This window comes from Burkholderia sp. Ax-1719 (genome assembly GCF_011753055.1).
Classification (GTDB): Bacteria; Pseudomonadota; Gammaproteobacteria; order Burkholderiales; family Burkholderiaceae; genus Paraburkholderia.
In genome coordinates this window covers 330011-343035 of sequence record NZ_VWWJ01000006.1, presented here as the reverse complement: position 1 = coordinate 343035, position 13025 = coordinate 330011, and the positions used below count along the sequence as shown (strand labels likewise).

Here is a 13025-nt window from a genome sequence, read left to right as displayed (position 1 = left end):
GCACGCCGCGGCGCGATGCCCGGGAAAAACCAGAAATGGCCTGAAAATAGCGGGGAATTCGTCGCGCACTCGTGCGCGGCATGCACTACGCTGTTGAACGTACGTGCCGCAACTGCGTCCAACTGCCACAGATCGCGCCCCGCTTTCGTGTATTGTTTCAAAACCGCGTAGAAACGCAGAACCCGCGCGGCAACGTCGATCCACTACGCAAAATGCCGCGCCGCTCTCTACTCGACATGCACGGGGACGTAACAATGCATTCCCTCCGGCAAACTGCCGGGCCGGCCCGGAGCCGGTATAGTTCTGCAGTAAAGGTTGTCCACGCACGCGCGCTTCGCCGACACAAGGTAGAATCCCGGCGAGCAAACGTTTCCAATTGAATTGCGGCATTGAGCCGCCCGGCCAGAATTCGTCCATGCCTTCCGCAGAATCGCACCCGCAAAACGACTTCATGAACGCCGCGCGCAAAGAGCGCAAGCGCGTCGAAATCTATCTGGTCAATGGCATTCGCCTGACCGGATGCATCGAGTCGTTCGATCAGTACCTGGTGATGCTGCGCACGCCCGTCGGCCTGCAAGGCATCTACAAACGCGCCATCTCCACCATCCAGCTCGACACCGGCACGCGTCCGGGTCCGCGCGCGCCGCGCCCGGCGCACGGCGAGCACACGAGCCGCGGCCCGCACGGCAATCACGGCGGGCATGGCAGCCATGGTCCGCGTGAGCCCCGTGAATCGCGCGAACCCCGTGAGCCTCGCGAACCGCGCGACTCGTGGTCGGGTTCGTCGTCGCCTTCCGCGCCGTCCTCGCCCGAGCGTTCGTCGCAGTCGCAGGATGGTCCGGTGGTCGTCACGCGCCGCCGTCGCCTTTATGGCGCGGTCAACAACGGCGGCAACGGCCAGGACGGCTCGAACAACAGCTAAGCCGTCCGCAATCCGACGATGCGCGCTGCGCGCGCGCATCGCTTTCGCGCTTTTTCGCCTCAAGCCCGCGTCAATCCTTCGCGCGCATTCCTGCGCGAAATCCGCCTTGCGTCATGGATCTGGCCTTTGCGCTATTCTGGTTGCGACCTGTCTCGCACCGGAGAACGCCATGAGCGCATCCAAGCCGAAATCCCCCCCGCCCCAGCAGGAAGATCCGCTCGACGAAGCGCTCGAGGAAACCTTCCCGGCCAGCGATCCGATCTCCATCGATCCTTCGCCCGATCCTGCTCCAGCCAAACCCAAACACGAAGACACCGCGAAGAAGGGTCACGACACCCATCATCGCCACGGCAAGCATTGACCCGGCCGCAACAATGAAAAAAGGCGGCGCGTCATCGACGCCCGCCTTTTCTGTGGTCCCACTGCCGTCTGGCTCAGTCTTAGTGAACCGGCAGACCGCCTTCAACCTGACGCTGCAGATCGCGCACCTGGCGCTGCACCGCACGCAGCTGATCCTGCGCCGCGGCCTTCTCGACCTGCAGGGCATTGGCCTGATCGCGCGTCTGCTTCTGCTGGTCCGCGACGATCGCCTGCTGCTGCTGAGCGACCTGGAGGTCAGCCTGCAGGCGGTTCGCGTGATCCTGCGTGAGCGCGATCATGCGGGTCGTGAACGCCTTCTGCGCATCCAGACGCGTGCGGCGGATCTCGACGTCCGAAAGCTGCAGCGTCTTCTGCACGAAGTCGCGATAGATCAGTTCGGCGCGCGTTTCGTCGCTCGTCTTGATGACACGCCAGAACGTCTTGTTCTGGAACAGCGCCACGTAGTACGTCATCTCCTTGCCGTAGAACAGCAGGCTCGCGCCGTACGTGCCGTTGTAAGTCGTGCGCAGCTCATTGAGCTCCGAGCCGCGGATCATCTGCTGCAGCTCGGCCACATTGCCAGCGGCGCTTTGCTGCGCTTCGGCCGGCGTGAGCGCCGTGGGTGTGCCCGGCAGAGGCTGCGCCGCCGAAGCGGATTGGTCCTGCTGAACGGCTGCCCCCGAATCCTGCGCCGCAACCGAACCCGCCTGGGCCGCCGCGTTCGCCGCGGCGCTATCTGGCAGCGGTTGAGCGCAGCCGGTTTCGACACCCCCGATCAACAAAAGCGCGGCCAACGCGACTTGTCGAACTCTCCACTTGTAGTCCATGAAGTCCCTGTTTTGAACAGTTCTATTTTTACGATTTTACAAATCGGCACAATTATTACTCACTTTCGCCGGTTGCGGGTTCCTCGTCGAAAATTTGGTACTTCCGTATCTTTTCCCACAACACTTTTCGGCTAATTCCGAGGAATGTGGCCGTATCTTTGCGACGCCAACCGTTTGCGTCGAGCGCCGAGAGCAAACGGCCGCGTTCGGCCATATCCCATTTGCTACGGTCCACGATGGGTGCCGCGGGCTCCGCCGCGACCGGTTGCGCGCCGCCCGAACTGGCCAGCAGACGGCGCAGCCGCGTGGCGTCCCAGCTGCCCATCTGGCGCACCGTCACCCCCACCCGTTCGGCCAGGTTACGCAGTTCGCGCACGTTGCCAGGAAAGCGCATCGCCGCCACCGAATCGGCCAGCCAGTAAGGCAGCTCGGGCAGCGCCTCCAGACGGTCCTCGCCCACCACGGTCGCCACGAAGGCCTTGAAGAGCGCGATCTTGTCCACCGCACCGCGCTCCTCCAGCGACGGCACGCTCAGTTCGATCACCGCAAGCCGATAGTAAAGATCGGCGCGAAAGTTGCCGTCCTTCACGTACTGCGGCAGATGGCGGTTGGACGCCGCCACCAGCCGGAAGTCCACCTTGAGCGGCGTGGACGAGCCGATGCGCGTGACCGTGCCGTCTTCCAGCACGCGCAGCAGCTTGACCTGCTGATAAAGCGGCAGGTCGCCGATTTCGTCGAGGAACAGCGTGCCGCCGTCGGCCTGCTCGAAATAGCCCTTGTGCGCGACCGCCGCGCCCGTGAACGACCCTTTGGCGTGGCCGAAGAACAGCGACTCGAACAGCCCGTCGGGAATCGCGCCGCAGTTGACCGCCACGAACGGTCCCGTGCCATAGCGATTGTTCTTGCGATGCAAAAGCTCGGCGATGCGCTCCTTGCCGGTGCCGGTTTCGCCGTGCACGAGCACGGTGGTCTCGCAGTCGGCGAACGTATCGACTTCCCTCAGCAGCGCGCGCATGGTCTCGGATTCGGCGACCAGCACGTCCGAACCGGCCGTCTGCGCGGAGTGCGCGCGCAACTGGACCACCAGTTTGGAAACGAGCCCGCGCAATTCCGCGCAGGTGAAGTCGAGCGGCAGGATGTGCGAATACTCGGAGGGATAGGACGCCGGATCGTTGTCGCGCGGCGCGGCGCCGACCCAGATCACGGGCATGCCGTGCGTGGCCTGCCAGTCGCGCAGCACGAGCGCGCCGGTGTCGATCACGCTGACGCTGACAACGGCGATCGACGCGCGCGCGGCAATGCGCTGCGGCGAGATGGCGGTGTCGTCGGCGCGGATCACCTCGACGTCCAGGCTCGCCATGCAGCGCGCGACGCGCTCGACGATATCGGCTTTGCCTTCCCAGACGTAGAGGTCGAGTTCCTCGATGGCAGTGGTGGTTCTCATCGTGGTGTTCTTATTTGACGAGCGTTGCGACGCCGCAGGCGAGCGGATAGTCGGTCACGGTAGCAACGCCGAGCTGGACGCCGAGCAGTTGTAGCAAAGGACCGAGCAGCACGGTGTCGAGGCCGTTGAGTACGGGGGCGAGTGTGGTGGACAGCAGTCCGGTCACGATGGGCATGACGGTGACGTCGAGCAGGCCACTGACGAGTGCCAGGATCACCTGCACCGCCGAACCGAGGCTAGTGCTCGGCAACAGCTGGAATACGAGTCCGTTGTTGCCTTCGGTCAGTTGCTGGAGTTGGGTCACCGTCGACGTCAGCGTGTTGTTGAGCACCGCGCCGATCTGGTTCGAGTTGACGGAATTGCCCGCGAGCGGATTACCGTTGCCGTCGAACGTCAAGGTGCTGGTGGTGGGATTCACGACGGGAACGTTGATCGACGGCGCCGTGATCAGCGCGACGGGGGCCGACAGGATCATCAGGCTCGCCAGTGTCCAGCGGGCATTCGTCGTCGAGCAGCTGAACCCGCTATTGCCGAGCGTACTGGCCGTCACGCCGGCGGCGAGCGGCGTGCCAATACAGATGTTCGCGAGACCGGTTCTGACACCAATCGTCTGCGTACTGGCGGCCCGGGTCGCCGCACATTGTGCGGACTGCAGCCACGCCTGCCCCTGCGCCACGACGACATAGAGCGGCAAATTCACCGTCAACGCAATGGCACTGCCGAGGATCGGCACGTTCTGCGTCGAAATGGCTGCGTTGACGCCCAGCAGGATCTGCGCAGTCGTGGCCACGGTTCGCCACGTGGTCGTGCCGGCGATATAACCCGGCTCGCCTACCGCGATCGACGGCGGCGAGATGACCTGCAACGTGAGCGCGGCGCTCACCGGTAACACGCCGCTCAAACCATTCAGATTCACATTGAGCGCCACCGGTGATTTGCCCGCTGCGGCGATCTCCGCGCCCACGATCAGCATCTGCAGCACATTCACGGTCGCGTCGGCGGCATATTGGGCATTGGCCACGCCCAGTTGCAACAGGGCCTGCGATCCGCTGATCGAAGCGAGCTGGATGGTGTTGAGCGAGCCTTGCGGCACCAGCGTTGCAATCGCGGAAAGCGCGTTCTGCGCCGCCGATACGTTGGCCGTGAGCGCGCTATCCTGCGTGACGGCGTTGAGCAGGATGTTGGCGAGGCCCGTCACCGAGGTTTGCGTGGCCAGCAAGCCGTCGTACGTACCCGCCGTGGTGGCGACGGCCGCCAGATCGGCGACCTTGATGTTGGCGTTTGCGATGCCCTGCCACGACACCGCGTCGAGGTTCACCGACGTGCCGCCCAGCAAGGAACTGAGCAAGCCGTTGAGCAGATTCACCTGGGCGAGCGACGTGCCCACCTGGAAGCTGCCCACCACCGTCGCCTTGGCGGTCGCGGTGGCGGTCAGCGTGCGCGTCGGGCCGACGAAGAAATAAGGCACGACCTTCGTCACGGTCACCAGCACGCCATTGAGCGGCGGCGTGGGACTGGAGGTGACGAAATTCATCGCACCGCTGCTGGTCGAATCCCATCGGCCGCACTGCACGGTCAGGGTGTTGGTCGTGCCGCTCACGCTGAAGCCGTTGCTCGCCGCGTTGGCCTGGGCGGTCGCGAGCGGCTGGACGCACTGGTCGTCCATTTGCTGCACGGCCGCGAGCGCGGCCAGGTCGGCGACGTTCTGCAACGCGCGTTTGGACAGATAGAGATTGGCGACGTCGAGCACGCCCAGCGCGATCACAGCCAGCGCGAGACCCACCGCCGCGACCGCCGCAAACGAGCCGCGCTGCCGCCGCGCGCGAGCCGGCGCAAACGCGCGCCACCGCCACCGTGAGGATGCGCTTGTTGCCTGAGGCTCGACAGGCTGATCGGCCCCGCTTCGATGCCTGATCATCTTAATTCGAGCTGCCGCCCAACGACACCGAGAGGCTGTTGCCCTGGCCGCCGCTGGCCTGCATGGCCGAGCCAAAGCTGTTCGGAATCGGTGTGGTGAACGAATTCATATAGCGCTGCCAGGCATAGCCCGCCTCGGCGCCCAGCATCGGCTGCGGGGGCGCGGCCTGCGCGTTGCTGCGTTGGAGTTCGAACCACGCCGCAGTCGAATGGCCGACTTCCACATTGCTCACGTCCGCGCTTTGCGCACGGGCCGTCGGCATGACGAGCGCGGCGACGAGCGCCATCGCCGCCAGCATCGGCGTGCGTGAGCGGAACAGGTTCAGCGGATTCTCAATGTGCCTTGTTTTCATGGTATCTCCCCGGTGGCGCGAGCGTGTCGCCGCGCCGATCGTCATTGTGCGAAACGGTCCACCAGACGCGGCTGCACGTCGCTGCCCGGCCAGCCGCCCTGCGTACTCGCCAGCGCGCGCGGCGCGGGCATCGCCGCTATCTTCGCGATGCGCTGCGCCTCTTTTTGCATCGTCTCGTGCTGCTGGGCGACTTCGCGCGCGCGTTCGACATCGCGCACCTTCTGCGCGTCGCTCATCACGGCCGCGCGCGCCGCAGCGGGCAGATTCTGTTGCGCCATCATCGACTGCGCGTCGGCGTCGTTGCCGCTCGCCTCGAACAGCAGCGCCACGTTGGCGACGATCTTCGCGTTACGCGGATCCAGTTCCAGCGCCTTGAGCAAGGGCACGCGCGCGTGCGTGACGTCGCCGTCGCGCAGCAACGCATAGCCGAGGTCGGACAGCGTGGTCGCGTCGGTCGGATCGAGCGCCGAGGCCGCGCTCAACTCCTGCGCCGCCTGATGAAAGTCGCCGTTCGCGCCCGCCAGCAGACCCAGGCCGCGATGACCGCGCGCGGCCAGCGGCGTGTCGATCAATTGCGCATAGGCCTGCGCACTGGCGCTCGCCTGCCCCGTCATGCGCAAGGCGTCCGCCCGCAGCACGATCGAATCGGGCGTCTTGCCGTACTGGCGATCGAAGGCGTCGATATGCGCGAGCGAGGCGTAATAGAGCCCTTCCGACTGCATGCGCGAAATCAGCCCGAGATACATGCCAGGCGTATCCGGCGCCGTATCCTTGCTGGTTGCCGCGCGCATCTGCATTTCCGCCTGCGCCTGAGCGCCGACGCCGTAACCCTGCTGCGTACCGCAAGCGGCCAGCGCAGCGGCAAAACTCACGCAACCGGCGGCAAATGTGAAGCGTGTCAGGCGTTTGAGGCGTGTGAGGACAGTAACGTTCTTCATGATGATTCCGGCCGTATTCATGGCATTCCGACGTTGAGCCTCAACGATGAATCTGCGAAAGCGAATGCAGGACGGCGATCAAGCCGGGCCCGGCGGTGACGATCAGCAACGCGGGTAACAGCGTCACGACCATCACGCCGGTCATGCGCACCGTGAGCTTGCCGATGCGCTCACGCAGCGTGGCGCGCCGCACATCGCGCAGCCGGTCGCCGAACTGCTTGAGCGGTTCCTGCACCGCGCCGCCGTGTTTGTCCACCTGGACGAGCAGGCGAATCACCGCGCGCAGGTCCTCGTTTTCGTAGATCGACGCCATGCGTTGCAAGGATTGCTCGCGGGTGCGCCCCGTTACGAACTGGCGCTGGGCAATTTCCATCTCGCCCGCCAGCACCGGCAGCACGAGGCGGAATTCGTTGATCAGCACCTGCAGACTCTGGTCGAGCGACAAGCCGACGCCTTGCAGCAGTCGAAGCAGATCGACGAGCATCGGCAATTCATCGGCGACGGATTCCAGACGCGAATGCGCACGCCGCTGCACGAAAAACTTGGGAATAAAAAAGCCCAGCAGCAGACCCGCGCCGCCGAAGATCGCCAGCTTCATGTCGTGCGCAAAGGCGTACCACATGCCGAGGCAAGCGACGATAAACGCGCTGGCGAGACGGATCATGCAGTACAGGCCCCGCGCGCGCGGATCGACATAGCCGCATTGCTCGATCAGACGACGGTCTTCGTCGGCGACGATCAGCTTGCCGAACGGCGTATCGAGCCAGCGCACGCCCTTCGCGCCGAGCGCGTCGAGCATGCCTGCGAGGCCGGTGCGCTTGCGTGCGCCGGTTGGCGTATCGAGCGTGCCGCCGGCTACACCGTTCGCGGCGCCATTCGCGGCCCCATTCGAGCCGCCACCGGCCATCGTGCCGGCTGCTTTCACCGCCGCTGCCTGGCTCGATGTACGGGCCATCGCCTGCTCAAGCGTACGCGCACTCTTGCCCGCCGCCACGACGCGCAGGCAAAGCAGCGTCGCCAGCAGCGCAATCCCGAGCGCGGCAAGCACCAGCGCAAAGATGCCCAGGCCTTGCGCGCTCATATCGCCCCCTTGAGGCGCGTGAGGCGATGCAGCAGGAACGCCCCGCTCACCTGCAGGCCCACGGCCACATAGACCAGCTTGCGGCCGCCACCGTCATTCCACATCGAGCCGAAATACACAGGGTTCGTGACGATGAGAAAGCCGGCAATGGCGATCGGCAGCAATGCCAGCACCCACGCCGAAAGACGCGTTTCCGCCGACATCGCGCTCAGTTCGCGCTGCGCCTGTTCGAGGTCGCGCATGAAAGTCGCCATGCGTTCGAGCATCACGTCGGCGCGGCCGCCGTATCGCACCGACAGGCGCAGCACCGCGCCCACCAGTTCGAGTTCCTTGGTGCGATAAACCTGCGACACCTGATGCAGCGCGCGATCGATTTCCACACCCGAGCGCAGCATGCGCGAGACATGATCGAGACATTCGCGCAGCGGCGCTTCGGTGGTCACGAGCGCGGCCTGAAAAGCGGCGGGCACGCTGTTGCCCAGCACGATCAGGCGCACGATGCCGTCCAGAAACGAAGGCAGTTGCGTCACGAGCCGTGCGCGACGTCGTTGCATGCGCATCGATAGCGCGAAGGCGACGCACGCCAGCACCGCAACCAGCATCGCAATGGCCGCAGGTGCGCCGCCGAGGATGAACGCCCACAGCGTCAGCGCAACCGTGACGAAAGCGATGAAGGCGAGCGGCTTGCGCGCGTCGACGATGCCCGCCCGGCTCAAGGTGTGCTGAAAAGCGAGCGCCAGCCGCAAGCGCCAGCGCTGAAGCGCGGAGGCACCGGCGGCATTCGCCGATTGAGCGCCCGAGGCGACGGCGCCGCCGCGCGTCGTGGCGTTGCCGCCCACGTAGACCGCGCGCATGGCGTCGTGTTTCGACGTCCCGCCTTGCCCACCCAGGGTGCCCGCGCCACCAAAACCGCTCGCGGCCGCCCCCATCGACGCGCCCTGGCTCGCAGCCGCCACGCGGCTGTCGACGAAGCGCGACACGCGCTCGCGCGATGTGCGCTGCTGCGCGCGCTGCCAGAGCATCAGCCCGCCGCCCGCGCACAGCAGCGCGAGCCCCACGGCGAGCGCGAGCAGGCTAGACATTGAATCCTCCGTCACGCCCGCCGCCGAAACCGAAATTCGACGACGCCGACACCGCCTGGCGGAAGCGCGCGAGCTTCGGCGAGTGCGGATGGATGCCGAGCGAGTCCCAGCGGTCGAGTTCTTCGCCGTCGGGCGTCGTCACCGGCTCGTAGCGATACAGCTCCTGGGTGGCGATGATGTTGTCGGCCAGACCCGTTACTTCGGTAACCGAAAGAATGCGCCGTCTGCCGTTGGACAGACGCCCGATCTGCACGATGAAGTCGATCGCATTGGCGATCTGGCGGCGCAGGCTGCTTTCGGTGCCCTGAAAGCCCGCGAAACCCGCCAGCATTTCGAGGCGATAAAGACACTCGCGCGGCGACGACGCGTGCACCGTCGCCATCGAACCGTCGTGGCCCGTGTTCATCGCCTGCAGCATTTCGAGCACTTCGCCGCCGCGCACTTCGCCCACGATAATGCGGTCCGGGCGCATCCGCAGCGTGTTGCGCAGCAGATCGCGGATGGTCACCACGCCCACGCCGTCAAAGCCGCCCGGCCGCGTTTCGAGCCGCACCACATGCGGGTGGTTCAGCGAAAGCTCGGCCGTGTCTTCGATCGTCACGACGCGTTCGACGTCGGGGATATAGAACGCCAGCGCGTTGAGCAGCGAGGTCTTGCCCGAGCTCGTGCCGCCCGACACCAGGATATTGCAGCGCGCCTGCACCGCCGCTTCGAACAGCGCGCCGATTTCCGTGCCGAAGGTGCCGTTGCTCACGAGGTCGTCGGGACGCAGCGGATCCTTGCGGAACTTCCGGATCGAGACGATCGGGCCCGCGAGCGACAGCGGTTCGATCACGACGTTGATACGGCCACCGTCGGGCAGGCGCGCATCGACCATCGGATTCGATTCGTCCAGACGCCGCCCGATGGGCGCAAGAATGCGCCGCACGATGCGCAGCAAGTGGGCATTGTCGGAAAAGCGCACCGGAATCTTGGCGAGAATCCCGTGCCGCGAGACATACACATCGTTATAGCCGTTGATGAGAATGTCCTCGACGGCCGGATCGCCCAGCAGATCCTCGATCGGCCCGAAGCCCGCAAGCTCTTTGGTGAGCGCTTCGGCAATCGCGCGCACCTCGCTTTCGTTGATCGGGATGTGACGCAGCCGCACGAAGCTGTCGATTTCCAGATCGACGAACTGGTTGATCGCGTGGCGCGACCAGCGGCCGAATTCGGCGCCCAGTTCTTCGATGCGGGTGAGCAGATGCTCGTGCGCGGCGTTCTTGATGTCCTGGAACTGCTGGCTGTGCGCGAACAGCGGCGCGTCGTCGGCAAACTCGATGTTATCCGCCATGGTCTACGAACGCTTCGATGAGTGAGGGAAAAGACCGCGCAACGGACGCCGCAGCGCGTCCAGCTTGTTGGGTGCACGCGAGCGCATGCCGTCGAGCTGTGCCGCGAGCGCTTCGAGCGCACGCACGTACGGGTCGCGCGGCGCGCTATCGGCGAGCAGCTGGCCGCGATTGGCGGCCTGGCAGAGCGCAACGCGACGCGCGGGCAGCGCACCCGCGAGATCGATGCCCAGACGCTCGGCGATCTGCGCCGCGCTCAGGTCGATCTCCGCTTCGTACTGGTTGAGCACGAGGCGCAGATGATCGTTCTCCACTCCGGCCTCGCGCAGCATTTCGAGCTGGCGCGAAGCGGCGACGATCGACGCCACGCTCTGGTCACATACGAGCCAGACCTGATCGGCGGCGTGCGCGACTTCGGAAACGAATTCGGTATTGCTGAAGCCGCCCAGATCGACGAGCTGCTGGTCGAAGAACGCACGCAGGCGCGTGAGCAGCGCCACCGCCGATTGAAACGACACCTCGCGGAATGCACTGAGATCGGCGGGCAGCGTGGTAAGCGCGAGACCGCTTTCGTGACGCGCGAGCGCCGTATGCACGAAGGTCTGGTCGAAGCGGTTCAGATTGCGCACGGCATCGACGAAGTTGAAGCCGTTGCCCGCATTGAGCAGCAGCGCGCCGTCGCCGGCCGGCAAGCCGAGATCGAGCAAGGCGGCGTGGCGGTTGGTCGGCGCGCCCTTGCGCGCGAGCAGCGCACCCAGGCTCGCGGCCAGCGTCGTCACGCCCATGCCCGCACGCGCGCCGAGCAACACCGTCAGACGTCCATGACGGCTCACAGGCTCCACGCGGTTTTCGAGCACCTGCCTGACGATCTTTAAGGCATCCTCACCGTCTCCGGCCACGTCCACGAAATCGCGCACACCGGCGCGCAGCGCGGACAGCGCGCTTTCCGGCTCGGCGAGCGTGCCGAGCGCGACCACCTGGAGGCCCGGAAACGCAGCGTGCGCGGCAGCCGCCACGGCGCTGGCAATCGCACCGCGTCCCTGCGAAAAATCGACCAGCAGCAGCGACGGCATATGCTGCGAAATGCGCTGGGATACCAGCGCGGGGTCGAGTGCGACGGATTCCACCTTGCCCGCCGGAAAGAGCGTTTGCGCCAGCCAGCGCGCGTGCGCATCGTTCGCCGAGGCGAAGACAAACGAATCCGCCACGGTGGTTTGAGTCATCAAGTGCGCTCTCGCATTCATCTCAGGCTCCATGCATCCGGTGGAACGGTGTGCGCTCGCGCGCCCGCTGTGTTCCACTGCGCTATCTCCAGGCGAAAATCAAGGCGAAAATCCCGGCACCGGTTCACGTGCCGCCGCACCGCCCAGCAGCGAACGCCACACGGGCGCGTTGCGCTGCTCGGCCAGTTCACCCGGCGTCGTCGGCAGCTTCGCGTCCTTCGCGAGCGGCGACACCAGATGCGGCGTGACCACGATCACCAGCTCTTTTTCGTTCTGCTGGTAGTTCAACTGCTTGAAGAAGGCGCCGATCACGGGCAGATCGCCCAGCAGCGGCACCTTGTTCACATTCGACGCGGTCTCACGATCGATCAGGCCGCCGATCACAAAACTCTCGCCATCGCCGAGTTCGACGGTGGTTTCAGTACGCCGCGTCGTGATCGCGGGCACGGAAACGCCGCTGATCGTGACCGCGTTCGAGTAGTCGAGCTGGCTCGCTTCCGGCGCCACCTTCAGCGCGATGCGCTGCGGCGAGAGCACCGTAGGCGTGAGCGACAGGCCAATGCCGTAGGGCTTGTATTCGATCGAGGTCGAACCAAGCGCCTGTGGCACCGGCACCGGGATCTCGCCGCCCGCCAGAAAGCTCGCGCTTTGGCCCGAGAGCGCAACGAGCGTCGGCTCGGCCAGTACGCGTGCGAGGTTGTTCGATTCCATCAGGCTCAGATCGGCAGCCAGACCGTGCGTGGCCGACGAGAACACGAGGTTGAACGCCGAGGAGATCGGCGAGGTCGCCGAGATGGACGTGCCGGTCGACCCGGTGCTCGCCGAAGTCAGCGACGACGGCGTGAACGAGCCGAACGAGAAGCCGCTGTTCTGGCGGAAAAAGTTAAAGCCGATTTCCTTGAGCACCGTGCGGCTGAACTCCACCACCCGCACGTCCACCTGCACGACCGAGCGCGTGGCGATGGTCGAATTGTCGAGCACGGTGCCGTCGCCGCTGGTGTCGCCGCCGTCCTGACTACCCTTGCCGCCCTTGCCGCCTTTGCCGCCTCCGCTCACGCCCACCGAGCCCTGCGCGGCGGCCACCGCGCGCTGATGCTCCAGCATCGACGTAGCGCTGCCGGTGATGATCGCCGTGCCGCCCAGCACCTTCACGTCAGGCGTGTTCGGGCCCAGCAGCGCGCGCGCCGCATTGGTGGTCACGTTGACAGTGAACGTGCGCTGCACACCGCCCTCCCAAACCATCACATTGGTCGTGCCCGCCGACTTGCCGACGAGCAGCAATCCGCCGCGCCGGTCGCCGCGAATGACCAGCACATCGGCCACCGACGGATCCCCCACCGCCACGCGCGTGAGCGCCCCCGTCACCGGCAAGGTGCGTTGCTCGCCCACCGCAATATCGAAGCTCGTCGGCAGCGGCTCTTGAGCAGCGCTGGAGCGCACCGGCGGCGCGGCCCAGGCGGCCAGCGTGGCGAGTGCGAGACCGCTGGCGCAAGCGGACGCGGCAACGGCCACGGCGAGTTTCCTCGTTATCGTCATCGTGTTCCTGC

12 protein-coding genes are annotated in these 13025 nt (G+C 65.7%); 2 read left to right on the top strand and 10 right to left on the bottom strand.

Annotated features, from left to right (window positions below; genetic code table 11):
• Window positions 1–415: 415 nt before the first annotated feature.
• Both hfq and F3J17_RS14915 read left to right on the top strand, forming a co-directional pair.
• Window positions 416–922, top strand: coding sequence for an RNA chaperone Hfq (hfq, locus tag F3J17_RS14920; protein ID WP_167059637.1), 507 nt, complete (start codon window positions 416–418; stop codon window positions 920–922).
• 169 nt (window positions 923–1091) lie between these two features.
• Window positions 1092–1283, top strand: coding sequence for a hypothetical protein (locus F3J17_RS14915; RefSeq protein ID WP_167058856.1), 192 nt, complete (start codon window positions 1092–1094; stop codon window positions 1281–1283).
• Window positions 1284–1362: 79 nt separating this feature from the next.
• Here the strand turns inward: F3J17_RS14915 and F3J17_RS14910 are convergent, their stop codons facing one another.
• From F3J17_RS14910 to F3J17_RS14865, 10 genes are all read right to left on the bottom strand, one after another.
• Entirely contained in the window at window positions 1363–2109 is a 747-nt protein-coding gene (locus F3J17_RS14910) for a DUF2968 domain-containing protein (protein WP_167059634.1), read from the bottom strand.
• Between the two features lie 55 nt (window positions 2110–2164).
• Complete coding sequence (locus tag F3J17_RS14905) at window positions 2165–3553, bottom strand: sigma-54 dependent transcriptional regulator (RefSeq protein WP_167059631.1); 1389 nt, start codon at window positions 3551–3553, stop codon at window positions 2165–2167.
• A gap of 10 nt (window positions 3554–3563) precedes the next feature.
• Window positions 3564–5471, bottom strand: a complete 1908-nt coding sequence (locus F3J17_RS14900; RefSeq protein WP_167059628.1) for a TadG family pilus assembly protein — start codon at window positions 5469–5471, stop codon at window positions 3564–3566.
• Window position 5472: 1 nt separating this feature from the next.
• On the bottom strand, window positions 5473–5823 hold the full coding sequence (locus F3J17_RS14895; RefSeq protein WP_167059625.1) for a DUF3613 domain-containing protein: 351 nt from the start codon (window positions 5821–5823) through the stop codon (window positions 5473–5475).
• A 41-nt stretch (window positions 5824–5864) separates the two neighbouring features.
• Complete coding sequence (locus tag F3J17_RS14890; protein WP_167059622.1) at window positions 5865–6761, bottom strand: pilus assembly protein; 897 nt, start codon at window positions 6759–6761, stop codon at window positions 5865–5867.
• Between the two features lie 40 nt (window positions 6762–6801).
• The gene (locus F3J17_RS14885) at window positions 6802–7842 is read right to left on the bottom strand and encodes a type II secretion system F family protein (protein ID WP_167059619.1); all 1041 of its coding nucleotides are present in this window, start codon (window positions 7840–7842) and stop codon (window positions 6802–6804) included.
• On the bottom strand, window positions 7839–8924 hold the full coding sequence (locus F3J17_RS14880; RefSeq protein WP_167059616.1) for a type II secretion system F family protein: 1086 nt from the start codon (window positions 8922–8924) through the stop codon (window positions 7839–7841). The genes F3J17_RS14885 and F3J17_RS14880 overlap by 4 nt, the downstream gene beginning before the upstream one ends.
• Entirely contained in the window at window positions 8917–10257 is a 1341-nt protein-coding gene (locus tag F3J17_RS14875; protein ID WP_167059613.1) for a CpaF family protein, read from the bottom strand. The genes F3J17_RS14880 and F3J17_RS14875 overlap by 8 nt, the downstream gene beginning before the upstream one ends.
• Window positions 10258–10260: 3 nt before the next feature.
• Window positions 10261–11499, bottom strand: coding sequence for a fimbrial protein (locus F3J17_RS14870; RefSeq protein WP_205194791.1), 1239 nt, complete (start codon window positions 11497–11499; stop codon window positions 10261–10263).
• A gap of 78 nt (window positions 11500–11577) precedes the next feature.
• A complete protein-coding gene (locus F3J17_RS14865) occupies window positions 11578–13014 on the bottom strand; it encodes a type II and III secretion system protein family protein (protein ID WP_205194790.1) in 1437 nt (478 codons plus the stop codon).
• Between the last annotated feature and the right edge of the window lie 11 nt (window positions 13015–13025).